This is a genomic window from Pontibacter toksunensis (assembly GCF_042686245.1).
Taxonomy (GTDB): Bacteria; Bacteroidota; Bacteroidia; order Cytophagales; family Hymenobacteraceae; genus Pontibacter; species Pontibacter toksunensis.
Window position 1 is genome coordinate 1 of the sequence record NZ_JBHUOX010000039.1, and the last position, 26,664, is coordinate 26,664.

Consider the following 26,664-nt stretch of genomic DNA (forward strand, 5'->3'; position numbering starts at 1 on the left):
CCTGAGGACCAGGAACAGGAGGATAGTCAGAAAAACAGCCTGCTTCTCGAAAAAAGAGCAGAATCATGACAATGCAATGAAGCTAATTTTCTATTACCGAAACCATCATACATTCTAGACCACAACCCAAATTTTCAAGTTTGAGGTATAAAATGGAACGACTTTGGCTTTATCGTGCTTTTGAAGTAACTTGAGCATAGTAAAAAATATACCCAACCCTTTGTTTATGAGAAGACTGAGCCTTTGGCTTGTTGCCCTTGGGCTGGCAGCTGCAACTCCGGCGGTTGCACAGCATAACAACACCCCTATACAGACCAATATAAAGGCTCTACAGAAGATTGCTGTAGCCGCAGAAAAAGATTTTAAAGCAGAACGGTTCAGAGCAATAAAGCTGGCGAAACAAAACGGATGGGTAATTGAGAAGACTTATAAAGATGGCACCTTCATCTCGCTGCAAGGCCTTGACTCCAGGGGCGTGCCCATCTACTACATTACGTACAATAATTCCCGTGCAGCTGCTACCACTAAAACAGACCAGCTTTGGGCAGGTGGCTCGCTTGGCCTGAACCTGAGCGGGGCCAGCAGTTCTGTAGCCTCTAAGCTTGCCATGTGGGATGGTGGCCGTATCAGAGGAACACACCAGGAGCTGAAAGAACGTGTGCAGTTTAAAGATGATGCTTCTGAGGCAAGTGAGCATGCAACGCACGTGGCCGGCACCCTCATAGCCAGTGGCCAGAATGCCTTGGCAAAAGGTATGGCCTACGGCGCTAACCTGCAGGCGTATGATTTTGACGGTGATGAGGCAGAAATGGCCAAGGCCGCAGACAACCTGCTGGTATCTAACCACTCCTACGGCTCTATTACGGGCTGGCGCTATAACTCCGACCGCAAAGGTACCGACGAGGATCCTTACTGGGAGTGGTGGGGTGATGCTGACATAAGCGCCACAGAAGACTACCGGTTTGGCTACTACGACAAACAAGCTGCCAGCTGGGATAAGATTGCCTATAATGCCCCCTATTACCTGATTGTGAAGTCAGTTGGAAACAACCGCGGCGAGCGAGGCCCGGAAACAGGCAAGCCATACTTCCAGCGTAAAAGCGATGGTAAATTTGACCTGGTTAAATCCCGTTCCGCCAACCTGAGCAGCAACGACAGCTATGATGTGATCTCCACTGCCGGAAATGCGAAGAACATACTATCAGTAGGTGCTGTTGCCCCTCTTTCTGATGGCTATACCAGGTTTGAGGATGTAAAGGTTTCCCCCTTCAGCAGCTATGGCCCTACAGACGATGGTCGTATCAAACCGGACATTGTAGGAAACGGTGTATCGGTACTGTCAACCTCTTCCAACAGCGACCGCGACTATAAAACACTGAGCGGCACCTCTATGGCAGCGCCCAATGTTGCCGGTACGCTGCTACTTTTACAGGAGCATTATGCTAACCTGAACAACGGTAAAGTGATGCGTGCCGCCACACTCAAAGCTTTAGCCATTCATACTGCCGACGAGGCAGGAACAGCCAAAGGCCCGGACTATATCTACGGATGGGGTCTGATGAACGCTTTGCGCGCTGCTAACCTGCTTACCAATAGCAACGGCACGCACCTGTTACAGGAAAAATCCATAGCACAGGGGCAGTCGCAAAAAGTAGAAGTCCGTGCCTCTGGCGCAGGTCCTTTACGAGTAACGATTGCCTGGACAGACCCTGAAGGCAGTGTGACAGCGGCAGGTGCCAATGCACTGAACAACCGTACCCCGCGCCTGGTGAACGACCTGGACATACGCGTAGCCAGTGCCGGCACTACTTACCTTCCCTGGAAGCTGGACCCGACAAAACCTGACGCTGCGGCTGTAACAGGCGATAACATATTGGATAACGTAGAGCAGGTTCTGATTGAGAATGCTGTACCTGGTAAAGCATACACCATCACTATCTCTCATAAAGGTTCCTTACAGAAAGGCCCGCAGGCATACTCACTGCTGGCAAGCGGTACAGGTGGTACAGCTGTTTGCGCCAGTGCCCCTGCTTCCGATGCTGGTGCTAAAATCACACAGTTTGCTATCGGTACGAAAGCCGTAAACTCTAACGTCAATTGCACAACATATCAGGACCTGACAAACAACGTTTTCACTTTAGAGCCAGATCAAAGTGCCATACTATCTGTAACAACAGGCACTTGTGCCGCAGATGCACCTAAGATAGCCAAGGTGTTTGCTGACTGGAATGGTGACGGTGATTTTGAAGATGCTGGCGAAACTGTAGCTACCTCCGAAGTATTGAACGGCATGGCAACTTTTAACGCTCCTATCCAAGCTCCTGCTACAGCTGTAGTCGGGAATAAGGTGCGCCTGCGCGTGGTGCTGCAGGAGACAACCCAGGCAACCGATGTAAATCCTTGCGGCACCTATGGCCGTGGCGAAACGCAGGATTACCTGGTGCAGTTCTCGCAGCCCGGTAAGGACATTAGCGTAACTTCCGTGGCACCGCAAGGGGCTACGTTCTGCGCTACACCGGCACAGGCGGTATCGGTTATGCTCCGGAACTTGGGTGCGGTGGCCCAAACCAATATACCGGTTATCATAAGCGTGCGCGAAAACGGGACAGAGGTACAGCAACTGACCGGCACTTACACAGGTACATTGGAGCCTTATGCAAAAGCAGAACTGCTCCTGAGCAGCACCTTTGCAACAGAGGCAGGTAAATCGTATGAACTGGTGGCGCTCTCTAACCTGCCCGGCGATGCCGTAGAAACAAACAACCGGATGCAGCGCACTTTCACTGTCTCGCAGAACGTGGCAGCACCTGTCAATGTATCAGCAGCCCGTTGCGGCAATGCGCCGCACTATACTTTAACACACGAGGGAACAGGCACTATTTTCTGGTATAACTCCCCAACGGCCATGCAGCCACTGGCAGCAGGAAACCAGGTGCAGGTACCTGCCAGCGAGGTTACTAACGGCCAATTATATGCAGCTTATAGCGACTTTACAGGTACACTGGGAGCGGCCAACAAGTCGTTTGCCACAGGTGGTGGATATAACCAGTTCAGCCCGGATGTGCTCATCAACACCAAAGCACCGATGGTGCTTGAAACAGCGCGACTATACATTGGCCATGGCGGCAAAATAACCTTTACAGCTTATAATGCGGATGGCTCTCCGGTGTCTACACGCACCTTACAGGTATCTCCTACACGCACCACCCCCGGCCCCGGGGTGCAACCGGACGATCCGGCAGACCAAGGCGCTATTTACTACCTGGGTCTGGAGCTACCTGAAGCTGGCACGTATAACATTGCTATCTCCTATGAGGATGGCGCTACTATCTACCGGAACAATGCCGGTGTAAAAGGTTATCCGTTTGAAATACCGAATGTGATTTCCATTACGGGTAACACAGCAACCAACTCAGCTTCTGCTACGTCACTGGACTACTACTACTATTTCTATGACCTGAAGGTGCGTGGACTAGGTTGCAGAAGTGAGCGTGCAGAAGTAGAAATGATAGCCGGGGCACCTCTGGATCAGCCAGTAGTTATGCGCGACGGCAAAACCCTTGTTTCGAGTGCGCCGGCGGGTAACCAGTGGTTCTTGGATGGAGGAGTAATAGAAGGCGCGACAGGCACTAAAATCACCCCTACAGAAAGCGGGAACTATACCGTAGTGGTGACAGCAAACGGCTGTATTTCTGAAGCTTCTGCTGTGCTTCGTTTTGATGCGCTCACTTCTGAGCGTGGTGTGAGCGCTGAGTTGATGGCGTTCCCGAATCCAAGCAAAGACGGCCTATTTAACTTTACACTGGAGACAGCGGGTACACAGGACATCTTTATTGAAGTGGTGGATTTGCTGGGCAAGCAGATATACACTGGCGAGGTACAACAGTTTAACGGCCAGTACAGAGGAGAAGTTGATCTGAAAGCTTATTCCTCCGGAATGTACGTTCTTCGTGTGCAGCACGGCGATAAGCTGCAAACTAGGAAGCTGCTCATACGCCGCTAAATCATATCATACTATAGCAGAAAGAGCAGCCCTGAGATATCAGGGCTGCTCTTTCTGCTTCATAAAATTATAAAGTTACCTGAGCTGTTGGTATACACGCTTCACACCAGGAAAGCCTAATACCTAAAACCCTTTTTGACCGGTTTATGACTTGGTAAGCGTCTTCTTCAACGTCAGGTAATCGATGTAATACAGGACTTTTACAGAGAAAATGCTCGTCTGCGGCGACGACATGGTATGGGAGAAGTTATCGAAATAACGCGGCTGCACTACGTTCACGTTTTCCTCGAAAGAGTTCTTCCAGACGATGCTGATTTCACTTCCGGGAGCAAACCACCACGAGTACACTAGGTCCATGTTAAAGGAGTTATAGTTTAAAGCTGGCTTCTCCGCCTGGTATGGATCGCTCACAAGTTCACCGTTCGGCTCCAGCGCAAAGAACTGCTTGTTCATTACCTCCGACCAGTTGTGCCGCACGCGCAGGGCCAGCGACATACGGTTGTTAAAGATATAGCTTCCGGACAGGCTGTTGTAGATAGAGTTCACATCGCGCAGGCCAAAGATTATCTTCTCCTCCGGCGTCTCCGTTCCGTCCACCGCTGCTAACCTGGTAAAGTAGCCAATGTCGTCGTAGCTTTTCCCTGTGTCGATGCTGTAAGAAAAGCTTAACTGGTTGTTTACCCGGAAGCGTGGTGAAATGAAGAAGTTTACGCTTCGGCGGTCATTCTCCTCAAAATGGCGGTAGAACACTCCCACTTCCATCGCGAGGCGCTTCCGATAGTCTGTGGAGAACCAGCCGTTGGCGCTGTAGTTAACAGGAAAAGTATAGTAATGGCCCTCTACACGCGGCTCAAAGAAGTCATAGGTTTCTACAGGTTCCAGGTTAAAGTTTAGTCCGGCACTGGTGAAGTTCTTGAACCGGCCGTTCACATTCCCATAGATCACGAAGTTCTGAAACGTGTTAGGCTTGTACCTGCGCGAATATTCCGCTCCAAAATTGGTGTACAGGTTTAACAGCTTCCAGAACGGCTCTAATTTCATGTAAGAGAAATTAACTTCCTGCTCCATGTTGTTGTTGCGAAACAGAATACCAAGGTCATTCGGGTTGTAAGTATCTGATTCCACTGAGTGTGACACCCTGTACTGAAAATTACCACTTACCTTCCCGAATCCGACCCGGTACATGTAACCAGTATTGGTATTTCCGGAGAAAAACCGCTGGCTGAGGGCGGCTTTACCGTCCACGGCGTATTTGTTGTCCTTGTTCTGTAACTGGAAAAGCGCACCGGTTAGGTTTGCATCATAGGTACCGCCCTGCCGCATCACGTTTGTGTTCACCAGCGTGACAAAAGAGTTGTTTTTAAGTGACTGGTCAAAAACAGCGATATTATAGTTTGTAAAGGGCTGCGTTTCCACTTCTACCTTCCTGCCTTCGCTATCCTGTAATACAGCGCTCTGCCGGCCTACCACCGCATTAAATATCCCGATACCCAAACCCGACTGGGTGCGCCCGGATACTTTTGTTCCGTTTATCATCTTCGTCTGCCGGGGATTTTCCAGCACTTCATAACCAGCATATTTCTCATCATAAACAGCACCATAGTTTATGGGAGAGCCACCAATGCGGCGGGAGTAGAAGAAGTCTCCTTTGTTAAAAAGCTCGGTGCCCTCTAAAAAGAACGGCCTGTTCTCGTTGAACTGCTGCTCGAACGGCGAGAGGTTAAGCACCCTGTTATCTGACTGCACCTGGCTGAAGTCCGGGATGAGGGTCATATCAAGGGTAAAAGCATCGTTGATGCCGTACTTCAGATCAAGGCCCCCGCTAAAGTTGAATTCCTGCTTATGTCCTCCGTTTTCCGACTCGGCTCCCGTTACCGGGTACCGCTCCATGTATCCTGATATGTAGGGTGTGAGCGACAGCCTGAGCGGCGATTCGATGTTCTGCAGCCCCCTTAGCAGGCCCCACTGGTTCACAAAGCCATTCTTGGCAGGCTCCACATGGTTCCAGAAAAAGCCTTCGCGCGTAGACTGCCGATTGCGCATAAAGTTCAGCCCCCATACCTGCTCCGGCTTGCTACCGAAGCGGATAGCTGAATAAGGTATCTTTATCTCTGCTACCCAATCCGTGCCTTGTAGACTGGCGTTGCTTTCCCACACAGCATTCCAGCTAAAGTCTTCGCCATTCGAGGAGTAGCGGGCATCCAGTTGCACTCCTGCCGGTGTAATAAAAAAGCCGAAGCCATTTATCTCATCTTTATAGGTATCCAGAAAAATGCCAAAGAAATCGGTGTTGCCTATGTCATCCCGGCGGCCCAGTTCCTTAAAAATGCTGTCCTGCGACACATCGTGCATCACGGCACCTATATAAATCGCCACATCATCATACAGCACACGCACCTCTGTCGGGTGCTTCTCTATCCCTCCAGGGTTAGGCCTGTTCTTAATGAACTGCGTAGCTACTTCCGCCTGTAGCCAGATAGCCTCGTCCAGCACGCCGTCTATCTTGGGCGGCTCCGTTATGCGCAGGGTCTGCAGTGTTTTCTGCGGATATTTAGTTGTTTCCTTTTTGGGCTGTTGCTCCTGCGCGTTGGCAGTGCAGCAGAGGCATCCTAAGAAGAAACAGAGAAGCGTAAGCCTGGAAACAGTGTAAAGAGGAAAATTCATAGTTTTTGGTGGTGTGCGGTAGCTTGTAACAGGCAAGTACTATAACAGATGCAGCCGGCACAGTGATGGTTGCTTAGCAGGAAGAATAAAGTTTGATTCTAACCAGCCTGTAAAGTTACCGCTTTAGGCCCTCACGGCGCAGGTGGCACAGAAAAGGGCCACGCTTTTTATACAAGCGTGGCCCTTTTACCAATGAATAGCTGTTATTGCTCTACAAATCCTCTTCGCGCACCAGCATCAGCACCGCCGACTGTGGTACAATAAAGTACCGTTCTTCCAGGTAGCTGATTTCGATGGCGTCGCGCTGCAGGTAAATAGCAAGGTCGCCCTCTCTGGCCTGAAGCGGAATGTAGCGCACCTCTTCCTCCTCCCCTCCCCACGACTCATCGTCGTAGCCATAGTCGGCCGGAATCGGGTAGCCCGGGCCTACCTTCATAATGTAACCTTCCTGCACCTTTTCCTTTTGCTGCACACCGGGCGGCAGGTATAGTCCGCTCTTCGTCTGGTCGCGCACCGTCTTCGGCTTTATCAGCACCCGATCGCCAACAATAATGATCTTCTCTAATTTATTTTTCTCAGAAATCCTCATCTGTATGGTATGCATTTTATATGGGGTCCGCTGTCACTTTAAAGCGCATGTCAGCTTTTATGGTTATATCCCTGGACACAGGTTTAGCCAACACCGCCTGCGTTCGGATGCTGTACGTGTCTCCTTTTATAAACTCATCCAACTCGGCATTGGTTGACTTCAAATTTAACGTTGTTGCATTCGCCGGCACTTCCTCCAGGTACGCAAGCTTCACTTCGGCTTTCTTCTCGCTGGAAATGTAAATCTCTATTTTCTTCAGGAAGTTAAAGTTTTCTCCCTGCGGATTGGTAATTGTCAGGTTCAGCCTGTTAAGTGTTACGTCTTTTACCAGTTCTGCGCGAGTCTTGTTGTTCTTAAAGGTTTCTTCTGAGTTGGTGGTGACCGTGATGGGAGTAAGTGGCACCAGTGCTCCTACCGGAAAATGGGATTCAATGGTGATGACTTCCTTTTCCTCTATGTAAAAGGTGAGCAAATCATCTACCTTCTCACAGGCCACGGATAGAAAGGAGAACAAAACAACTACAGCTAAATAAATCTTTTTCATGGAATAAGGATGAGATGTAAGTAATAAAATACAATTAGCGGCAGGGAGTACGGCTTCCACCGGGCTTCCCTGCCGCTAATTTACAAATGCCGGAGCATTTTACTTACAATTTTTACTATATATGCTTATCCCTTACTGTGTTCGTTCCAACTCATCGGGTATTTCTCATCCATGTACTGTAACGCTTCCTCTGTCAGATGCAAAGGTTTGAACGTATCCACCATCACAGCATATTCTTCTGTCTCTTTTTTGCCGATGCTTGCCTCTACTGTGCCCGGGTGCGGGCCATGCGGAATACCGCCCGGATGTATTGTAAAGGAAGCTCTATCGACTCCTTTTCGGCTCATAAAGTTGCCTTCAACATAATACAGCACCTCATCAGAATCTACGTTGGAGTGGTTGTAAGGCGCCGGTATAGACAGCGGGTGGTAATCGAAGAGGCGCGGCACAAAAGAGCAGATAACAAAGTTGTGCGCCTCGAAGGTTTGGTGCACCGGCGGTGGCTGGTGAATGCGGCCAGTTATAGGCTCAAAGTCATAGATGGAGAACGCGTAAGGATAGAAGTATCCGTCCCAGCCCACGGCATCAAAAGGGCTGAAGTCATAGTAATACTGGTGCAGCTCCCCTTCTTTCTTTATCTGCACAAGCCTTTCGCCCCGCTCCGATTCGGTAATAAGCTCTACAGGCGGGCGAATATCGCGCTCGCAAAACGGCGAGTGCTCCAGCAACTGCCCGAAGTGGTTACGGTAACGGCGCGGTGTCTCCACCGGGCTAAAAGACTCCACTACCAGCAGGCGAATCTGCCCTGCATCGAACCGGAACTTGTGGATGATAGTGCGCGGAATCACCAGGTAATCGCCAGGCTTGAACGGAATACGGCCCATTTGTGTGAGCAGGTCTCCGCTTCCTTCGTGCACAAATACTACCTCATCTGCCTGCGCATTTTTGTAGTAGTAATCCATTTCTGGTTCTGAAGGATTACAGATACTGATGGCCACATCGCTGTTGAACAGCATGGTTTTACGCGCACTCAGATAGTCTGTGCCTGTGGTTTCCACCTGCAAGGTGCGCAGGTGATGCGGCGCCAGCTTTATGTTTTCTGCCCTCTTAGGAGCATAAGGTCTGGCCTCCCCGATGCGACTGATTTGTGTTGGGGGATGAATGTGATACAGCAACGAGGAAACGCCACTGAAACCATGGGTGCCTACCAGTTGTTCTGCGTAGAGGCTGCCGTCCGGCTGCCGGAACTGGGTGTGTCTTTTATGGGGGATTTCTCCTAACCGATAATAGTAAGCCATGCGATAGTGCTATGTTTATGGTTCAGGCAGTACAGGCGCCGCTGTACGATTTTAACATTCAGGCCCCGCCCTTTGCCAGGCTCATGGCCTGGTTGAAATGCTTCAGGGCCTGCTGGAACTCCTCATCTGACTCGTGCAACACCGGGAAAAACCCTTTGTTACCATATATGCTGCGCGCAATAAATGCTTTTATGTTGTTACGGAGCAGGCTTCTGGACCGCGCGTATTCTTCCTGTTTATACTCCACGTTTGCCGCCTCAGCCATTTTTACCACCTCCTGCAGCATCTTGTCTGTTACCTGAAAGGTTTTGTTGAACTTCTCAAACGACATCTTATCCAGTTCCTTGCGGTGCTCTCGGTAGTACTCCAGGGTATATTCCCGGATGATGTTCTTGTTGTACAACTCACTCAGGTAAGGAGAAAGCTCCATGGTGTCGCGGGCTACAAACACATCGGGCATAATACCGCCGCCGCCGTATACGTCGCGGCCTCGTAGCGTATGGTACTTCAGCGAATCCACAAACAGGCTGCTGTCCGGATGAAAGTACTCCCCGTTCTCAAAGCGATGCATGATGTCCATCTGGTATTCTTCTGATCCGGCCGTGTATGGCTTCTGAATAGAGCGGCCACTCGGCGTGTAGTAGCGGGAAATGGTCAGGCGCAGCTCAGAACCGTCGTTCAGCGGTATAGGCATCTGCACCAGTCCCTTGCCGAAAGAACGGCGGCCTACAATCAGGGCACGGTCGTTATCCTGCAGTGCGCCGGCCACAATCTCAGCGGCAGAGGCACTTCCTTCATCCAGCAGCACAATGAGCGGCCCGTTCTCAAAGTCTCCTTTGGTGCGGGCATAGGTTTTGGAATCATACTTGTCGCCCTTGCCGTCGGTATACACAATCATCTTCTCGCCTGATATAAACTCATCTGCCATCCGGATGGCGTGGTCCATATAGCCACCGGGGTTGCCGCGCAGGTCAAGTATAAGCCGCTGCATGCCTTTGCGCCTTAGCTCTGTCAGGGCCTGCTTAAACTCCTCATAGGTGTTCGCTGAGAAGCGGCTCACTTTGATGTAGCCTGTCCTGTCGTTCACCATGTAGTTTACATCCACAGAGTGTGTCGGGATTTTGCTGCGGTGTATGGTCAGGTCAAGAGGCTTTTTGGTGCCTTCCCGCTTAATGGTGAGGTTTACTTTGGATCCCTTCGGACCGCGCAGGCGCTGGAACACACCCTCGTTGTTGATACCGATGCCAGCCACATTCTCCCCGTCTACGCCAATTATTTTATCTCCGGCCTGTATGCCTGCTGCCTCCGACGGGCCTCCACTCAGCGGCGTAATCACATAAATAGTATCCTTGATGATGTTGAACTCCACGCCGATCCCCTCAAAGTCTCCTTCTAAATAAGAACGGGCCATGGCTATCTCGTCCGCCGGAATGTAAGCAGTGTGCGGGTCCAGTTTCTCCAGCATTTTGGTGATGGCAAAGTCTGACAGCTCCTCTATGTCCACGGTGTCCACATAATCGCGGTCTATATAACTCAGGATGTCCCGGAACTTCAGGTAGCTCTTGGCTGTGCCCTGCGGGTTATTGGAGGATGGCGAAAAGGTAGTGGCCCCAATCAGCACACCCACAACCAGCGCCATCGCAATAAACAGCGGCAGCTTTATCTGAAATGGAGAGTTTCGGACGTTTCTCTTTTCTTCTCCGTGCTCCATATTATCCATAGTCTTACAAATTAATAGTGCGTATACCTGTCTTCGCTAAAATACTACAGCAGCCGGTGACACATAAAATCACATTGAGGGGCTATATCTCTTATACAAGTACAAATGCTGAAAGTTGCAGCGTTTCCGGGCTATAATATACCGCCTCTTACCTATAACACCATCTAATTTAAAATAATTTAAATTATACTTCCTCCTCTTCAGGAGAAAACTGCACCACTTTTAGATGTACCTACCTTATTTATCGACAGAGCCCCCTTTGACTCTGTAAAACTGGTGCCATGTCAAGATTCATACTACCTGCGCGTTGCATGGTGGTAAGCAATGTGACGGCACAGGGAAAGAGGAGTTGTTTGTGCCCAAAGGCGCCCTTTAGAAGAGAAGATAAATTTTCTACCTTTGTGGCTTAAGAACAGACCAATGGGAAGGATAATGGCGATTGATTACGGGACAAAGCGTGTGGGGATAGCAGTTACCGACGTGCTCCAGATAATCGCCAGCCCTTTAGAAACCGTTCACGCCAAAGATGTGTTATCCTACCTGAAAGCATATGTGCAGCGCGAGCCAGTGGAGGCGATTGTGATAGGAATGCCGCGCCGCCTTTCAGGCGAGGACACCGAAGCTACCCAGCATGTGGTAGGCTTTGTACGAAAGGTGCAGAAGGAGTTTCCTGCCATACCGGTGCATACCGTGGACGAGCGTTTTACGTCTTCCATGGCAAAGGCGGCCATGCTGGCCGGCGGACTGAAGAAGAAAGACCGCCAGGACAAAGAAGCCGTAGACCGCGTGAGTGCCGCCATTATTTTACAGTCGTATTTAGAAAGCAGAACTATATGATTTATCCGATTACCGCTTACGGCGATCCAGTTTTAAAAGAAGAAGCAGAAGAAATCCCGAGAGATTACCCGGACCTGAAGGAACTCATTGAGGATATGTTCTCGACCATGTATTTTGCCCACGGCGTAGGCCTAGCCGCTCCGCAGATCAGCAAGAGCATCCGCCTTTTTGTGATTGACTCTGAGCCTATGATGGACGATGAGGACAAAGGAAAAGGTGTGAAGAAAGTGTTTATCAACCCTGAGATCATAGAGGAAGACGGGGAGGAATGGGGCTTTGAAGAAGGCTGCCTGAGCATACCAGGTGTGCGGGAGGTCGTGTACCGCCCGGAAAGTATTGCGATCCGCTACTTCGATGAAGAATGGAACGAGCACGAAGACACCTATGATGGCTTGACGGCTCGCGTTATTCAGCACGAGTACGACCACATTGAAGGCATCCTGTTCACGGATCACCTGAACGGACTGAAGAAGCGGCTTATTAAAAACAAGCTGTCTAAAATATCGAAGGGAGAAGTAGACGCGGACTATAAAATGAAGTTTCCGGCTCTCTCTAAAAGGAGATGAATTGTTTCTTTCCTGATAAATAAAGAAGCGCCTGTTGCAGTTTTGCAGCAGGCGCTTCTTTGTCTAATGATTCTTCTGGTTATCGTTCTACGCTCGCCAGTTAGCCTTTCCGGAACATGTGGCTCAGGTCGCCGGCACGGAACCAGCGATAGCCATACGCCTCCAGTGTAATGTGATGAACACCTTTCGCATCGGCCTCACTTTCTTTATTGGCCATCAGATCTATAAGTTTTGACTCTTTTTCCTGCTTCAGTTTAAGGTCCACCTCATGGGCTTTCTGGTCAAAATTGTGAAGTACAACAAGGGAACTTCCCTCCCAGTTGTAGTGCATCGCCAGCACCTGGTCGCGTCCTGTGTCCAGTATCTGCCAATCCCCCCATCCTATTTCTGAGCACTCCTGGCGCAGGCGGATCAGCGTGGTCATCCAGTTGAGCAGGGAGTCTGGCTGACGACGCTGGGTTTCCACATTCACATGCTGGTAGGCATAAGGGCCATCGTCTATGACCGGGTGTATAAGCTTTTCTGCCTCCGAGAAGCCAGCCTGCTCATCACTTGACCACTGCATGGGTGTGCGCACAGCGTTCCGTTCGTCCAGTTCCAGGTTATCCCCCATGCCTATCTCATCACCATAGCGGATGACCGGTGTTCCGGGCAGCGAAAACATCAGGCTGTAGGCCAGCTCAGACTGATCCCGGTTTCCCAGCATAGTAGAGAGCCGGCGGCGAATTCCGCGGCCATACAACTGCATATGCTCTTCGGGAGCAAAACGGGCAAATACTTTTTGCCGCTGCTCCTCCGTGAGCCGCCCCAGATCCAACTCATCATGGTTGCGCAGAAACTGGGCCCACTGGGTAGTATGCAGCTTATTACGCGTCGCCTCCAGCGCCTCTTTTAAAGGCCCGGTGTCGGCGGTGGCCAGGGCATAAAACAAATACTGGTTCACGTAAAAGTTAAACATTAGGTGAATTCCTTCCCCATTCTCACCGAAGTACTCCTGGCTCTCATCGGGCGCCACGTTGGCTTCACCCAACAGCACGGCATCTCCCCGCCGCCATTGCAGGAACTTCCGGATTTCATGCAGGTACTCAAACCTGATCTTACGATCGGATTTGCCAGGCACCTGCGTTTCCAGCAGGAAGGGCACTGCATCTACCCTGAAACCAGCTACTCCAAGTTCCAGCCAGTATCCTATGATCCGGCGAATCTCGGCGCGCACTTCAGGATTGTCTATGTTCAGGTCAGGCTGGAACTTATAAAAACGGTGGAAGTAATATGCCTTGGCTTGCTTGTCGTAGGTCCAGGTGGCTTTCTGCACCCCCGGAAACACCATGCCCTCGTCCCAGTCAGAGGGTTTCTTCTCAGACCAGACGTACCAATCGCGGTGCTTGGCATCTTTGCTGCTTCGGGCGTCCTGAAACCAGAGGTGCTGGTCTGAAGTATGGTTCACCACCAGGTCTATGATAACTTTAATGCCACGCTTCTTGGCCTGGTGCATAAACTCTACAAAGTTGCCGCTGGAGCCATGCCGGGGGTCTACACCATAGTAGTCTTTAATATCATAGCCGTTATCCTGGTTCGGTGTTGGTTGAAAAGGCGCCAGCCAGACGGTGTCGATGCCCATGGCGTGAAGGTAGTCCAGGCGGCGGGCAAGACCCTCAAAGTCGCCGACGCCGTCCCCGTTCAGGTCCATAAAGGTTTCCAGGTCCAGGCTGTAGATGATTGCGTTTTTATACCAAAGGTCTTGTATCATGGGGTGCTGTGCGTTGGTTGAATAATTGAATTTTCGTATACGTGAGAAAACAGGAAAAAAGGTTTGCGGTAGAAGCTGAGCTTCGAAAAGCATGTTCCTCAGCACCTTCAAACTGCAGCGCCAGCTACTCCAGCCTTATTTTCTACCACGGAAACAAACATTGGCTAATTTTCTTCTGGTACTACCGCCTTCTTAACATTAGCTTTGTCTGCCACTTTAACCGCTCTAAGCTGTTGGGCAACCCGATTTTGTACAATGCAGGACCATGTGGCAGAGAAGCTATGGCAAGTATACTAAGAGCAACAGGCCCTTGTTTTAGCAGATTACTAGAACAGAACGATGAATATTTATACACACATCATGAATAAAATTTTACTTACACTATTTGCACTGCTGGTAAATATGACTGTGGTGCTGGCACAAACAGAAACAGAAGCCGACACCACCTGGAGGAGAAACTTTTCAGCAGGAATAAACTTAAACCAGGCGGCCTTCAGCGAAAACTGGAGAGCAGGAGGCGTTAACTCCATCGCGCTTAACTCGCACCTCAATGCCGGAGCAGACTACAGCAAAGGCCGGGTATCATGGGATAATGAAGTGCAGTTGCAGTATGGCCTTGTCAAAAATAAGGGCGAGGAGATGCGCAAAAGCGTTGACCGCATATACCTTGACTCGAAATACGGCTACAAGCTTTCCTCTGACTGGAACAGTTTTTTTTCGGCCAACTTCCTCTCTCAGTTTGCACCAGGCTACAACTACAACATTGACGCTGACGGCACTGACCTGCTGATATCCAACTTCCTGTCGCCGGCTTTTTTGACCTTTGCCCTCGGTGCGGAGTATAAACCCAATCCTTCTTTCTCTTTACGCCTGAGCCCTTTTGCACCGCGTTTTACGTTTGTGGTAGACGACGAAGTAGCAGATAACGAGCGTTATGGTGTGCCTGAGGGAAAGACAGTACGCACCGAGTGGCTTGCTGCCATGGTGCAGGCCTCATTTAAGCGCGACATTGCTACCAACCTGAACCTGAAACTCAATTACATGGGCTACCTTAACTACGGAGAATTTTCCTTTGAGCGGGTGGACCACCGTCTGAATGCTGTGCTGAACGCCAAGATAAACCGCTACATTAGCGTTAACCTAATGGGTAATGTCATTTATGACTATGACCAGGATCCTGGTGTACAATACAGCCAGTCTCTGGGTTTGGGTATACTGTATACCTTAGAGGGCTTTACGGTGGGCAGGTAGCCACAAAATTGCCCTGAGGCTCTAGGCGCAGCGCAATAACATCAATAAATTCGCTGTTCCCGTAAGAGGCAGATATGGCTGGCAAACAACGCGTTGCTCTTTTTCTACTGCTCACATTCCTTCTTCCACAGCTTAGCTATGGCTGGGGCTTCTTTGCGCACCAGCGCATTAACAGGCTGGCAGTGTTTACGCTGCCACCGGAAATGATCGGCTTCTACAAAAAGCATATCCGCTACATCACCGAAAATGCCGTGAACCCCGACCGCCGCCGCTATGCCGTGGAATGGGAAGCACCCCGCCACTACATTGACCTGGATGTATACGGCGACAGCGCGCTGTACAAAGTGCCGCGTTTCTGGCAGCAGGCCGTGGAGCAGTATACAGAAGACACGCTGCAGGCCTATGGTATTGTGCCGTGGCACATCAGCCTGATGAAGTACCAGCTGACGCAGGCCTTTAAGGAGCGCAACCTCGACCGCATCCTGCGCCTCAGCACCGAAATGGGGCACTATGTAGCCGATGCCTGCGTGCCGCTGCATACTACCCGGAATTATAATGGCCAGTTAACCGGCCAGCGCGGCATCCATGCTTTCTGGGAAACGCGTCTGCCTGAGCTATTCTCAAACGACTATGATTTCTTTGTTGGCCAGGCCCAATACATCGAGAAGCCGCAGCTACGGGCATGGGATTTGGTTGCCAGTGCCCACACCGCCCTCGATTCTGTGCTGTACTTCGAGAAAGAGCTCACGCATGCATTCGACGAGGAGAAGAAATACTCTTTTGAGGTGCGCAACAACCTCACCACCCGCGTGTACTCCCTCGCCTTCTCACAGGCCTACAGCGATAAATTAAACGGTCAGGTAGAGCGGCAGATGCGACTAGCCATCCGGACTATTGCCAGCTATTGGTACACCGCCTGGGTAGATGCCGGGCAACCAGACCTCAGCACTTTTCCGAAGGCGCTCACGGCAGAGGAGAAGCAGCGACTTGAGATGGAGAAAAAAGAGTATGAAGCAGGTCCGCATAAACCCCGTGAAGAAGGCGGAAACTAGCCTGCCAGGCCCTTTAGTTTCCGGACCAGTTGCAGCCGGGCCTCCCGCATGAGTTTCACTCCCTTCGGCAGGCGGTTATACTTTAGCACCGGAATAGGCTTTACTTCAGGTCCAAAGCTTTTGTAGAAGTGGAGAATATCCTGCTCCCGCTCATCAGGGCTCTCGAAGTCGAATAACAGCTCCTGCCCGGCGTATTTCCGGATGATATGGTCAATGAGGAGGGTGCGGCCATTCTGCCTGCGTCCATGCTGCGGGGCAGCGTTGAAAATATAGACAATGCGCCCGCCCCAGATAATAAAAAGGCAGCCGCTGTTTTCCCGCCCTTCTTTATCTACTGTATAGTACATTTTGCCCACGCCCTTTTCCCTCAGCACCTGGTACAGCTGCCGGAGCATATCGTAGGCTCCAGCTGCTACACCGCCGTAAATGCGCCCGGCTGTTTCTTCTTTGAAAAACCGGATAATAAGTTCTATATTATCGCTTTCCCTGAGCTGCAGGCCTGCTTTGTGAGCGCGTTTCAGGTTCATCTTCCTATCACGGGAATAGCCCTTGTACAGCTGCTCATAGCTGCTGTGCAGGTTCAGGTACAGCGTTACGGTTTGCCCTGCCTCCACCTCCGGCAGTAACAGCGAAGGCAACTGGTTGTCGGTATTAAAATTATAATCTACCACATACCGGAAGCGCTGGTATAGCTCTTGAATAAAGGTCAGGTAAGTGCCGTGTGGTACTCTTCCTTCCAGGGCGTAAATGCCCAGTTGCTGGCAAAACAAGGGCTGCTGCACATAGCGTATGCCCAGCTTACTTCGCCATGGCACCGGCATCACCATCTTGTAGCTGCCTGCATCGTCTGCTTCCACTACACCCTCCCACCCCGGCGACACCACATCCAGGTACCAGGACATGGCGTATACCTGCCGCTGCGGGGAGCGCTCCACCACGGCATCCCACTGCTCCAGGTCAATGTCAGTGTGCGGCAGGTAGAGGACAGGCATGAGGTATAGATAGAATGGCGTTTGGCATGATGCGTGAAGCAAGATACGAAAGTGAAGCAATATCTGCAGTGCTACGCTTTGCTCCAGATGGAAGAAGGCACCAGAATGCTTTAGGCACACACGGTACTATAAACCAAAAGAGGCCGCCCTTACCGGACAGCCTCTTTTGGTTTACACTTTGAAGTTTGTTCCTAGGATACTACCACTGCAATAGTACCTACAACGGTGAAATAACCAGCGATAAGCCAATAGGCAATCGCTTCCTTGCTACTAGAGTAAAAATTTTTCATGGCTGACATCCATTAAATGTTTAAAAACACTATAAACCTCTGGCTGTCTTCTACATATTTTACGAAATCACTGCAATTTTTGTTAACTTATTTTAGATAGAAAAGCAATATTTTAACAGCGTTATAACGCTGTTAATGATGGGTTTAAATCACTCAAGTAACCCCTGCTGCTTCTGAAGATGTAAAGCCGAGCAAACTCTATTAATTATTCTTATAATTTTTTGTTCAATTTAGTGACCCATGAAATTACTGTGCTCTTTTCATATAAAAGGCCGCTGCAGTTAAGCAGCGGCCTCTCAATAATCAGCTTCAGATAAATTGTTAATCTCTGACTTTTAATCTCCCGGACTAAGAATTAAACCAGTTTCTTATAGCGGATGCGCTGTGGCTCTGCATCACCCAAACGCTTCTTCTTGTTCTCTTCATACTCGGTATAGTTACCTTCAAACCAGTACACCTGCGAATCGCCCTCGAAAGCAAGTATGTGGGTACAGATACGGTCCAGGAACCAACGGTCGTGGGAGATGATAACGGCGCAACCGGCAAAGTTCTCCAGCGCGTCTTCCAGCGCACGAATGGCATTTACGTCCAGGTCGTTTGTCGGCTCATCGAGCAGCAGCAGGTTACCACCTTCTTTCAGCGTCATGGCCAGGTGCACCCGGTTACGCTCACCCCCCGACAGCTTGTCTACTTTCTTCTCCTGGTCGCCACCTGTAAAGTTAAACTTGCTCACATAGGCCCGGGACACTACCTGACGACCTGCCATCATCATGTGCTCGGTTCCGCCTGAAATAACTTCGAACACAGACTTGTTCGGGTCAAGCTGGGTATGCTCCTGGTCTACGTATGATATCTGTACCGTAGAACCAACGGCGAAGTCACCTGCATCCGGTTTCTCCTGTCCTGTAATCAGCTTAAACAAAGTGGTTTTACCGGCACCGTTCGGCCCGATAATGCCCACGATACCACCCTGCGGCAGCGCGAAGTTCAGGTCTTCAAACAGCAGTTTATCGCCATACGCCTTGCTCACGTGGTTTACTTCAATTACCTGGGCACCCAGGCGTGGACCATCCGGTATAAAGAGCTCCAGTTTCTCTTCTTTCTTAGAGGCGTCTTCTCCGGCCAGCTTATCATACTGGCTAAGGCGTGCCTTGGATTTGGCATGGCGTGCCTTCGGTGCCATACGCACCCACTCCAGCTCGCGCTGCAGCGTTTTCTGGCGCTTGCTCTCCGTTTTTTCTTCCTGCGCCAGGCGATTAGCCTTTTGCTCCAGCCAGCTGCTGTAGTTGCCTTTCCACGGAATACCTTCGCCACGGTCCAGCTCGAGAATCCAGCCGGCTACATTGTCGAGGAAGTAACGGTCGTGGGTTACGGCGATAACGGTGCCCTTGTATTGCTGCAGGTGCTGCTCGAGCCAGTCTACAGACTCCGCGTCGAGGTGGTTAGTTGGTTCGTCCAGCAAGAGCACATCCGGTTCCTGCAACAGCAGGCGGCAAAGGGCCACACGGCGCTTCTCACCACCCGACAGGTTCCCGACGATAGCATCTTCCGGCGGCGTACGCAGGGCATCCATGGCGCGCTCGAGGCGGTTGTCCAGTTCCCAGGCGTTCATCTGGTCCAGTTTCTCCTGCACCTCGCCCTGGCGCTCAATGAGCTTGTTCATCTCATCGTCCGTCATCTCCTCGGCAAACTTCATGTTGATTTCGTCGAACTCGCGCAGCAGGCTTACCACTTCGCTCACGCCTTCTTCCACCACCTGGCGCACCGTTTTCGTCGGGTCCAGTTGCGGCTCCTGCTCCAGGTAGCCTACTGTGTAGCCCGGAGACCACACCACCTCACCCTGAAACTCTTTATCAACACCTGCAATGATTTTAAGCAAGCTCGACTTACCGGACCCGTTCAGACCCAGCACGCCGATTTTAGCACCATAGAAAAATGACAGGTAAATATTCTTTAGCACTTGTTTCTTTGGCGGGTAGATCTTGCTTACCCCAGCCATTGAGAAAATTATAGTTTCGTTACTCATGCTGTAGTTTATCGTTTTATTCTAATATTTAATTAACAAAGCGAAGGCAACTGAGCCCCAGCGGTGAATCCTATCTGCCTGATATTTTATTCCTTAAAGAATTACAAATATCGTAAAAATTCATGCTTCACGCTTCACAAAATTGGTTGAAATCATTAAACTTGTAAAAAACAGTATGGGTATAGTATGTCCAGACTTATTTTAGCACCTGGTGTTCGTTCAGTAGCGTTGCCATTCACTTTTAATACCTAGAAGTAATGACAAACGCTGCAGGTTAACCTGCGTATGTTAGGATTAGTCATATTCTGTCGCCTTACCCTATTTTTTCGACCCATAACCCTATCCAGTTAATGGAAAACAACGATCTATTGGAAGAAGCCAAAAAGTACGGCTTTATTCAGGACCAGCAAGTGTGGCTAAAGCCCTTTATGAACTACCCCGCACGGCAGGTAGGCGAAGTAAAAGAGTCTGAAGATGATTCGCTGGTGTATTTCGCAAAGCGTTTCGAGATGTTCCAGGAAAAAGTGAAGAACCTGCTGGACCGCATTGAAACCTCTGAGAACAAAGGCTCTTTCCTGATGAAAGTGCTGCACATGAAGGAGCAGGTGGGAAGCTACGATGCACTGGGTGACTTTGAGAAAATCTACCACACACTGAGCAAGGCAGAGTCAGACATAAATGAAACGATTAAGCAGAACCGCGAGAAGAACCTGACAACCAAAATAGCGCTGACACAGGAGGCTGAGGCCCTGACAGATAGCATTGAATGGCAGGAGACAACTGAGAAACTGAAGGAACTCCGGGCCACCTGGATCAAAACAGGACCGGTAGAGAAGGATCTGACAGAGGAGATAGAGGAGCGTTTTAAAACGGCAATTGAGAACTTCTTTGAGCGGAAGAAAAATTTCTTCGAGGACAAGAAGAAGATGCAGAACCGCGTCTACGATAAGTACCGCGACCTCATTTCTCAATCTGTATCGTTGCAGAATTCTGAAGACTGGGAAGGCACCACTGCCAAACTGAAGGCTTTGCAGAACCAGTGGAAAGAAGTAGGCGGCACCCTTCCGCGCAAAACCATGACGCGGCTGTGGACAGACTTCCGGAAGGCGCACAATCACTTTTTTGAGCGCCTGAAAAAGAAGATCAACAACGAAAAGAACGAGTCGAGGGGCAAGTACTACGAGACGAACTTTGAGCGCAAAAAGGAGTTGGTAGAGGAAGGGGAGCAGCTTTTGCAGCGGCATAGCCTGGGCGATGCCGTAAGGCGCGCAAAGGAGTTGCAGGCAGAGTGGAAAAAAGTAGGCCCTGTAAGCCCGGAGGTTTCTGACATGATCTGGGAGCGCTTTATCAAGGCCTGCGACAAAGTGTTTGAGATGAGCAGCCTGGAGCACTACATCCGCAAACGCCAGCAAGCCGCTAACCAGACACTCTCAGAAACAGATGACCTGCAGGCCCGTATCAACGCGCTGAAGGATTTCATAAAGTCAGACAAAAACGAGATGGAGGTACTGGAGGATAATTTAGGCAAACTGAGTGACACCCCGGGCAATGATGCTTTCCGCAACATGCTGCAGGGTAAGATCCGGAACTTTAAGCGCAAGATCAACACGAAGACAGAAATGATAGAGTCGTTTAAAAACCAGCTTAGCGCTATCAGCAGATAAGTATTTTCTTCTCGTACAGTTATTTGGAACAGCCCCTGTTGCACCTGCAGCCGGGGCTGTTTATAATCTATCCGGCTCACCGCCAGCCTCCCCTGCAACTGCTGTTACAGATGCTCTTTAGATGCAAAAAAATATTACAGCCTTTTTGAACATTTGCGCTTTTTTTGCGTTGTGTTGGTAAAAACAGACAAAAAAAGCAAATTTATTTTTGCTGAAAATTTTTGTTTTTGTTTTTATTCATACTTTTGCAAACCATTTCAAAAAGCCAATATTTTAAAGGAGAAAATACTATGTACTGGACACTAGAATTAGCATCATATCTGGAGGACGCACCTTGGCCAGCCACTAAAGATGAACTTATCGATTTTTCAATTCGCTCAGGTGCCCCAATGGAGGTTGTAGAGAACCTACAGGCCCTTGAGGATGACGGACAGCCATACGAGAACATTGAGGAAATCTGGCCTGACTATCCTACCAAAGAGGATTTCATGTTCAATGAAGACGAGTACTAAGAAGAATTACGAATTATTAATTAGAAACTAGAAGCGTTTGAGGGGGAAGCTTGTTCTCCATTTCTAATTTTGAATTTCTAATTTTTAATTGATTTAGGATTTGATCATTGAAGTAAAAAACCTGGTTGCGGGCTATGGACAGCGTGTCCTTATCCGCAACCTTTCTTTTTCTGTACCATCCCCAGCTTTTATAGCCATTATAGGGCACAACGGCGCTGGTAAAACTACGTTCTTCAAAGCCTTCCAGCAGAAGGTGGATTACGAAGGGCAACTGCTGGTGCAGGGCAAAGACCTGAAGCAGTTCCCAAGCGCGACAGAAAGAGGACTGCTCTCCTACCTTCCTCAAAAAAATACCGTTGGCTTCCCCATTAAGGTGCACGATCTGGTGGTAATGGGCCTTTTCCGGAAAAAAAGCTTTTTCCAGAACTATAATGCCGTTGATTATAAACTGGCTGCCCAAACCCTACATCACCTGCAGCTCTCTCACCTGTTAGATCATGATTTCACCACACTTTCCGGTGGCGAGCAGCAACTGGTGTGGCTGGCACAGCTGATACTGCAGGATGCCGCGATAAACCTGCTGGACGAGCCGACACAGCAGCTGGACGTGTACTATAAAAACCAGGTGTTTCAGCTTTTGCAGCAGTGGGTGCTCCAGCAGAGAAAGACAGTGTTCTGCATCACCCACGACCTGCAGAACCTGCCTCCGCTACAGGGCTACCTGCTGAATCTCTCGAAGCCCGCACCAACCCTAGAAGCCATTACACCAGCATCGGTAAAGGCCAACCAGGCTTTTCTGGAGGCAGGCCGGCAACCTGTGCTGTAAGTAGATGCTGGACCTTAGTGTTATATTTCAGGCAAAAGACGTTTGCCTGGCGCCGGTATCATACTGGTGACGTAAAGCGGAAAGGGAGTCTGCTCTTGCTACAAAATCCAGATGCAAAATATTGCGTCTCTACAGATAAGCTTTGCTCCTTTAGGCATTATGTTTTTCCTGTTCCGCCCTTGCAAAAGCTTTTGCCAGAATCAGGTCTTCGGGGGTAGTAATTTTGATGTTGCGATAATTTCCTTCCACCAGCACCACCTTCTCCCCTAGTTGCTCTACCACAGAAGCATCGTCTGTGAAGTGCTCCTGCTCCGCCTGCTCATAGGCCCGGCAAAGTATACTTGCCAGGAAGCACTGTGGCGTTTGCACCAGCTTGTAATTAGCGCGCGGCACGGCCTGGCTGCCCTGTGGTGTGAGTTCCCGAATGGAATCCTTGGGTGATACCGCCACCACGGCACTGCCATGTACAGCAGCGGCTTCGAAAGCGGCTTTTATAGTTCCTGTCTCTACAAAAGGCCTTACGCCATCGTGCACCGCTACCAGCCCCTCTCCCAGCACTGCATCCAACCCGTTTTTCACCGAACCGAAACGTGTAATTCCACCCGCTACGGCCATATGGAAAAGCTTGAAGTTGTATTTCCGGCAGAGGTCGCGCCAGGTGTGCAGCTGTTGCTGCGGCAGCACTACTATCAGTCGCAGGTCAGGGTTGTACTCATAAAACCGCGCAATGGTATGCATCAGGATAGGTTTGCCAGCCACCTCTATAAACTGTTTGGGCACCTCGTGCTGCATCCGGCTGCCTGAGCCACCTGCCACTATAATTGCATATTCCGGGAGTTGAGACATAGAGAGTTAGAGAGTTTGGGAGTGATGAACGTAACTTAATGTACCAATGATCTATTATGGATAAAACAAAATGCCCTGGCTTTAGCAGAGCCGGGGCATTTTGTTTAATTCATATTGGCAAGCTGCTTACTACAGCACCAGCATTACATCGCCGTAGCTGAAGAAACGGTATTTTTCTTTTATAGCCTGCTGGTATGCTTCCATAATCAACTCGTATCCACCAAAGGCAGCTGTCATCATCAGCAACGTGGATTCCGGCATATGGAAGTTAGTTACCAGTGAGTTCGCGATTTTGAAATCATATGGAGGAAAAATGAAACGGTCTGTCCAGCCTTCGTTTGCCTTCAGGCGGTTGTTAGCAGATACAGAAGACTCCAGCGCACGCATGGTAGTGGTACCGATAGCCACAACACGCTTTTTGTTGTCAAGCGCTCTGTTCACCATCTCAACAGTCTCTGCTGGCACCATAAAGTTCTCAGAGTCCATTTTATGCTTTGTCAAGTCTTCCACATCCACCGGGCGGAAAGTACCCAGGCCTACGTGAAGCGTCAGCGGGGTCACGTCCACACCTTTTATTTCCAGGCGCTTCAGTACTTCTTTTGTGAAGTGCAGACCAGCGGTAGGGGCAGCAACGGCACCCACGTTCTTGGCATACACTGTCTGGTAACGCTCGCGGTCTTCAGGCTCCGCCTCACGCTTGATATACTTCGGAAGCGGCGTTTCACCTAGGTCGTTGATGGCTTTGTAAAACTCCTCATCTGAGCCATCGAACAGGAACTTGATGGTGCGGCCACGGGAAGTGGTATTGTCAATAACTTCGGCCACCAGGTCACTCTCGCCAAAGTACAGCTTGTTTCCCACCCGGATTTTACGGGCAGGGTCTACCAGCACATCCCACAGGTGGATGTCTTTATTTAGCTCGCGCAGCAGGAATACCTCTATTTTAGCGCCTGTTTTCTCTTTGTTACCGTAAAGGCGCGCCGGGAACACTTTTGTATCGTTCACCACCATCACATCACCATCATCAAAGTACTCCAGGATGTCTTTGAAAACGCGGTGCTCAATTTTTCCGGTAGCACGGTGCACCACCATCATGCGGGACTCATCGCGGTTTTCGGAGGGGTGGGTGGCTAAATATTCTTCAGGAAGGTCGAATTTGAATTCGGATAATTTCATATATTAAATATTACGGTATTTAATAACTAATAATATATTTTATTATATATCAACAAGTTACGCTCTTATCACCTCTGACACAGGTAAACAAATACAACTGAAGTTACGCGCCAGTGCTGCAAAAGTAGGGCACAAAGGTACATTATTAAAATCTAAATTATATAATTTAGGTTCCATGCCTTGTATGCGTGGCAGGGATTTGTTTACCTAAGTGTTTACCTTTCCTATAGGAACAGCCACACGATACTGGCCTCCCGGGTGAAGTCCGCTATAGAGGGCACAAGCACCAGCGGAATGCTGCTCACCTTGCGTGGCTTTATCTCCCACGTGAACTTGGAGAAAAACACCATCTGCGGCCTGATGAAAACCCACAGCGTCAAGTGCCTTCGGTAGTTGTAAACCAGAACAACTTGAGGCAGCCTGTCTATAGTATAACTCTGTGCGGCAGCGCCTTTCCTGTACGCATACCTCCCACAGCACCTTCCCTGCCCGTAAAAAAGCTAATTGGCTACAGATAGAAAAAGGAAGGCTCCTCATTATGAGGAGCCTTCCTTTTTCTATCTGTAGCTTTTCTATCTGTAGCGACAATTACACTCACTTTACCTGACCACTTCCCGATCACAGGAATAAAGGCTTTAGGTGTAATTAAGGTGAGACCGTAAAAATCAGCGTCTTGCCGCGGCCATTAGACGTCAAGATGCAATCATCGATACTATGCCAGGGCCGTTAGTGCAGTTACACCGCTTCAGTTCTGTGCAAAGGCTATCAATCTTTTACAGCTGCGACACAAGATAATTTCTTCACTGTCTATCGTTTTAACTTGCTCACGGGCTTCTGTCATGAAGCAGGAAGGTGTGTTGTCGCAATGAGGTAATCCGAGTGTATGCCCTAACTCATGGAGTGAGGCTTTGGCAAGTCTGCGCTCATACCTGCCACCATTGAGCTTTTTAATTCCAAACGCATGCGTTGAAATTACACATGCTACCCCACCATTATAGGAAAGCCCATTGACAGCCCAGTTAGAGGAATCTTCTTTGGTAGCATAAATGCTACTGTCGGTTACTCCCATTATCTTATCATACTTGTTTGGCATGGCTGCGGTCAGGTAATCAAGTAACAGACTTGCATTATAACCGGGAGGGCTATCGTAGGCACTTTTAGGCATTTTCTGTCTATCAAGCACATCCACCTCAAAGCCATAGATGTCTTCAATCTGTGACTTGATAAACCGTACTTCCCATGATGATTCGTCTACTCCGGCTAATGGAGCGAGGGCAATTTTACCCTTAAAAAACAAATTGCTAATGGTAAATCTTTTGAGGTTATAGTATCTAAGCGCATACAAAGTTGTCGCTAAGGCAGTCAGAAGCAGAAGCATTAACAGGCCTGGGTACAATATTCTTTTAGGCATTTCAATAACTTATCAGATACACAAAAGCAAAGCTACAGGCGCTTTGTGGTGTTGAACAGATTTGGTCCCCGCTCTTAGGTGAGACTTTGAAACGCTCTCATTGTCACCTTCCCGTATAGCCTTAGTCTTTATTTAAAACGCATATAGGAATATTATAAATATACAAAAACTATGTTTAACCAACTAATTGTGTAAATTTATATACGCCTTGCACCTTCTGTTCCTTTTGCCACTTTACAATAATTCCGCTATATGAAAACAATCTTCCATCTCCTGCTCGCGCTTCTTTGCGTCAGCACCTCTCTTGCGCAGTCCCCTGTGGAAAAAGTCGACAACCTGCGCGTTTTCCTGGACTGCCAAACCTACTGCGACAGGGACTACATCAGGCGGGAGATACCTTTCGTAGACTATGTGAATGACCGTTTTCAGGCCAACGTCTACATCCTGATTACAGCGCAGACCACGGGAAGCGGAGGCCGTGAGTACAAGCTCCAGTTTGAGGGGCGGGATGCCTTCTCCGGGATGAATGAGGTGAAGCAGTACATCAGGCAGGCCACCGCCACGGACGATGAAGACCGGAAAGAGGCGGTTGAGAAAATCAGGCTCGGGCTGATTCCCTACCTCCTGAAGACAGAGAAGGCAAAGGA

General features: G+C 49.6%; 20 protein-coding genes and 2 pseudogenes. 10 read left to right on the plus strand and 12 right to left on the minus strand.

The annotated features are described in order from the left end of the window. Both ACFS7Z_RS27480 and ACFS7Z_RS25465 read left to right on the plus strand, forming a co-directional pair. Positions 1–118: pseudogene (locus ACFS7Z_RS27480) on the plus strand (IS1 family transposase); the annotation flags it as partial. Between the two features lie 108 nt (positions 119–226). Next, entirely contained in the window at positions 227–4,003 is a 3,777-nt protein-coding gene (locus ACFS7Z_RS25465) for a S8 family serine peptidase (RefSeq protein ID WP_377491641.1), read from the plus strand. A gap of 144 nt (positions 4,004–4,147) precedes the next feature. On the opposite strand, the gene ACFS7Z_RS25470 is transcribed toward ACFS7Z_RS25465, so the two are convergent. The 5 genes from ACFS7Z_RS25470 to ACFS7Z_RS25490 all read right to left on the minus strand — a co-directional run bounded on the left by ACFS7Z_RS25470 (position 4,148) and on the right by ACFS7Z_RS25490 (position 10,818). Further along, complete coding sequence (locus ACFS7Z_RS25470; RefSeq protein ID WP_377491644.1) at positions 4,148–6,667, minus strand: DUF5916 domain-containing protein; 2,520 nt, start codon at positions 6,665–6,667, stop codon at positions 4,148–4,150. A 211-nt stretch (positions 6,668–6,878) separates the two neighbouring features. Beyond that, positions 6,879–7,271: a co-chaperone GroES gene (locus tag ACFS7Z_RS25475; protein ID WP_377491647.1), complete on the minus strand. Its 393-nt coding sequence runs from the start codon at positions 7,269–7,271 to the stop codon at positions 6,879–6,881. A 1-nt stretch (position 7,272) separates the two neighbouring features. Further along, complete coding sequence (locus ACFS7Z_RS25480) at positions 7,273–7,800, minus strand: hypothetical protein (RefSeq protein ID WP_377491649.1); 528 nt, start codon at positions 7,798–7,800, stop codon at positions 7,273–7,275. Positions 7,801–7,925: 125 nt separating this feature from the next. Further along, complete coding sequence (locus ACFS7Z_RS25485; RefSeq protein ID WP_377491652.1) at positions 7,926–9,098, minus strand: homogentisate 1,2-dioxygenase; 1,173 nt, start codon at positions 9,096–9,098, stop codon at positions 7,926–7,928. A gap of 58 nt (positions 9,099–9,156) precedes the next feature. Next, the gene (locus ACFS7Z_RS25490) at positions 9,157–10,818 is read right to left on the minus strand and encodes a S41 family peptidase (protein ID WP_377491655.1); all 1,662 of its coding nucleotides are present in this window, start codon (positions 10,816–10,818) and stop codon (positions 9,157–9,159) included. Positions 10,819–11,238: 420 nt separating this feature from the next. Between ACFS7Z_RS25490 and ruvX the strand changes: the two genes are divergently transcribed. Further along, a complete protein-coding gene (gene ruvX / locus ACFS7Z_RS25495; RefSeq protein ID WP_377491658.1) occupies positions 11,239–11,655 on the plus strand; it encodes a Holliday junction resolvase RuvX in 417 nt (138 codons plus the stop codon). Then, positions 11,652–12,221: a peptide deformylase gene (def, locus tag ACFS7Z_RS25500; RefSeq protein ID WP_377491661.1), complete on the plus strand. Its 570-nt coding sequence runs from the start codon at positions 11,652–11,654 to the stop codon at positions 12,219–12,221. Before ruvX ends, def begins: the two co-directional genes overlap by 4 nt. 100 nt (positions 12,222–12,321) lie before the next feature. Here the strand turns inward: def and ACFS7Z_RS25505 are convergent, their stop codons facing one another. Beyond that, entirely contained in the window at positions 12,322–13,971 is a 1,650-nt protein-coding gene (locus ACFS7Z_RS25505) for an alpha-amylase family protein (protein ID WP_377491664.1), read from the minus strand. A 360-nt stretch (positions 13,972–14,331) separates the two neighbouring features. On the opposite strand from ACFS7Z_RS25505, the gene ACFS7Z_RS25510 reads away from it, so the two are divergent. Then, positions 14,332–15,222 carry a DUF3078 domain-containing protein gene (locus ACFS7Z_RS25510; protein ID WP_377491667.1) on the plus strand — a complete coding sequence of 297 codons (891 nt, stop codon included), beginning with the start codon at positions 14,332–14,334 and terminating at the stop codon, positions 15,220–15,222. Between the two features lie 74 nt (positions 15,223–15,296). After that, a complete protein-coding gene (locus tag ACFS7Z_RS25515) occupies positions 15,297–16,274 on the plus strand; it encodes a zinc dependent phospholipase C family protein (protein WP_377491670.1) in 978 nt (325 codons plus the stop codon). On the opposite strand, the gene ACFS7Z_RS25520 is transcribed toward ACFS7Z_RS25515, so the two are convergent. Together ACFS7Z_RS25520 and ettA are read right to left on the minus strand one after the other, a co-directional pair. Continuing rightward, positions 16,271–17,266, minus strand: coding sequence for a GNAT family N-acetyltransferase (locus tag ACFS7Z_RS25520; RefSeq protein ID WP_377491673.1), 996 nt, complete (start codon positions 17,264–17,266; stop codon positions 16,271–16,273). The genes ACFS7Z_RS25515 and ACFS7Z_RS25520 overlap by 4 nt on opposite strands. 645 nt (positions 17,267–17,911) lie before the next feature. Continuing rightward, on the minus strand, positions 17,912–19,582 hold the full coding sequence (ettA, locus tag ACFS7Z_RS25525) for an energy-dependent translational throttle protein EttA (RefSeq protein ID WP_377491676.1): 1,671 nt from the start codon (positions 19,580–19,582) through the stop codon (positions 17,912–17,914). A 350-nt stretch (positions 19,583–19,932) separates the two neighbouring features. Here ettA and ACFS7Z_RS25530 point away from each other — a divergent pair, with 350 nt between their 5' ends. The 3 genes from ACFS7Z_RS25530 to ACFS7Z_RS25540 all read left to right on the plus strand — a co-directional run bounded on the left by ACFS7Z_RS25530 (position 19,933) and on the right by ACFS7Z_RS25540 (position 22,584). Beyond that, positions 19,933–21,246: a DUF349 domain-containing protein gene (locus ACFS7Z_RS25530; RefSeq protein WP_377491679.1), complete on the plus strand. Its 1,314-nt coding sequence runs from the start codon at positions 19,933–19,935 to the stop codon at positions 21,244–21,246. A 290-nt stretch (positions 21,247–21,536) separates the two neighbouring features. Continuing rightward, positions 21,537–21,758: a DUF2795 domain-containing protein gene (locus ACFS7Z_RS25535; RefSeq protein WP_025608825.1), complete on the plus strand. Its 222-nt coding sequence runs from the start codon at positions 21,537–21,539 to the stop codon at positions 21,756–21,758. A gap of 100 nt (positions 21,759–21,858) precedes the next feature. Next, positions 21,859–22,584 (plus strand): ABC transporter ATP-binding protein, encoded by a 726-nt coding sequence (locus tag ACFS7Z_RS25540; RefSeq protein WP_377491682.1) that lies wholly within the window; start codon positions 21,859–21,861, stop codon positions 22,582–22,584. A 150-nt stretch (positions 22,585–22,734) separates the two neighbouring features. Here the strand turns inward: ACFS7Z_RS25540 and ACFS7Z_RS25545 are convergent, their stop codons facing one another. The 4 genes from ACFS7Z_RS25545 to ACFS7Z_RS25560 all read right to left on the minus strand — a co-directional run bounded on the left by ACFS7Z_RS25545 (position 22,735) and on the right by ACFS7Z_RS25560 (position 25,903). Next, positions 22,735–23,430, minus strand: coding sequence for a 2-C-methyl-D-erythritol 4-phosphate cytidylyltransferase (locus ACFS7Z_RS25545; RefSeq protein WP_377491685.1), 696 nt, complete (start codon positions 23,428–23,430; stop codon positions 22,735–22,737). Positions 23,431–23,559: 129 nt separating this feature from the next. Next, positions 23,560–24,606, minus strand: coding sequence for a tRNA preQ1(34) S-adenosylmethionine ribosyltransferase-isomerase QueA (queA, locus tag ACFS7Z_RS25550; RefSeq protein WP_377491688.1), 1,047 nt, complete (start codon positions 24,604–24,606; stop codon positions 23,560–23,562). Between the two features lie 224 nt (positions 24,607–24,830). Continuing rightward, positions 24,831–24,986, minus strand: coding sequence for a hypothetical protein (locus ACFS7Z_RS25555; RefSeq protein ID WP_377491691.1), 156 nt, complete (start codon positions 24,984–24,986; stop codon positions 24,831–24,833). Between the two features lie 365 nt (positions 24,987–25,351). Then, complete coding sequence (locus tag ACFS7Z_RS25560; RefSeq protein ID WP_377491694.1) at positions 25,352–25,903, minus strand: hypothetical protein; 552 nt, start codon at positions 25,901–25,903, stop codon at positions 25,352–25,354. Positions 25,904–26,269: 366 nt separating this feature from the next. On the opposite strand from ACFS7Z_RS25560, the pseudogene ACFS7Z_RS25565 reads away from it, so the two are divergent. Beyond that, a pseudogene (locus tag ACFS7Z_RS25565) lies at positions 26,270–26,664 on the plus strand (hypothetical protein); the annotation flags it as partial.

Bases quoted from the DNA above. Each gene is read 5' to 3' on its own strand.
- ACFS7Z_RS25545 (WP_377491685.1), bottom strand. From the start codon at position 23,430: ATGTCTCAACTCCCGGAATATGCAATTATAGTGGCAGGTGGCTCAGGC.
- ACFS7Z_RS25475 (WP_377491647.1), bottom strand. From the start codon at position 7,271: ATGCATACCATACAGATGAGGATTTCTGAGAAAAATAAATTAGAGAAG.
- ACFS7Z_RS25505 (WP_377491664.1), bottom strand. From the start codon at position 13,971: ATGATACAAGACCTTTGGTATAAAAACGCAATCATCTACAGCCTGGAC.
- ACFS7Z_RS25510 (WP_377491667.1), top strand. From the start codon at position 14,332: ATGAATAAAATTTTACTTACACTATTTGCACTGCTGGTAAATATGACT.
- ACFS7Z_RS25520 (WP_377491673.1), bottom strand. From the start codon at position 17,266: ATGCCTGTCCTCTACCTGCCGCACACTGACATTGACCTGGAGCAGTGG.
- ettA (WP_377491676.1), bottom strand. From the start codon at position 19,582: ATGAGTAACGAAACTATAATTTTCTCAATGGCTGGGGTAAGCAAGATC.
- ACFS7Z_RS25480 (WP_377491649.1), bottom strand. From the start codon at position 7,800: ATGAAAAAGATTTATTTAGCTGTAGTTGTTTTGTTCTCCTTTCTATCC.
- ACFS7Z_RS25515 (WP_377491670.1), top strand. From the start codon at position 15,297: ATGGCTGGCAAACAACGCGTTGCTCTTTTTCTACTGCTCACATTCCTT.
- ACFS7Z_RS25465 (WP_377491641.1), top strand. From the start codon at position 227: ATGAGAAGACTGAGCCTTTGGCTTGTTGCCCTTGGGCTGGCAGCTGCA.
- ruvX (WP_377491658.1), top strand. From the start codon at position 11,239: ATGGGAAGGATAATGGCGATTGATTACGGGACAAAGCGTGTGGGGATA.
- ACFS7Z_RS25535 (WP_025608825.1), top strand. From the start codon at position 21,537: ATGTACTGGACACTAGAATTAGCATCATATCTGGAGGACGCACCTTGG.
- ACFS7Z_RS25530 (WP_377491679.1), top strand. From the start codon at position 19,933: ATGGAAAACAACGATCTATTGGAAGAAGCCAAAAAGTACGGCTTTATT.
- def (WP_377491661.1), top strand. From the start codon at position 11,652: ATGATTTATCCGATTACCGCTTACGGCGATCCAGTTTTAAAAGAAGAA.
- ACFS7Z_RS25490 (WP_377491655.1), bottom strand. From the start codon at position 10,818: ATGGATAATATGGAGCACGGAGAAGAAAAGAGAAACGTCCGAAACTCT.
- ACFS7Z_RS25470 (WP_377491644.1), bottom strand. From the start codon at position 6,667: ATGAATTTTCCTCTTTACACTGTTTCCAGGCTTACGCTTCTCTGTTTC.
- ACFS7Z_RS25485 (WP_377491652.1), bottom strand. From the start codon at position 9,098: ATGGCTTACTATTATCGGTTAGGAGAAATCCCCCATAAAAGACACACC.
- queA (WP_377491688.1), bottom strand. From the start codon at position 24,606: ATGAAATTATCCGAATTCAAATTCGACCTTCCTGAAGAATATTTAGCC.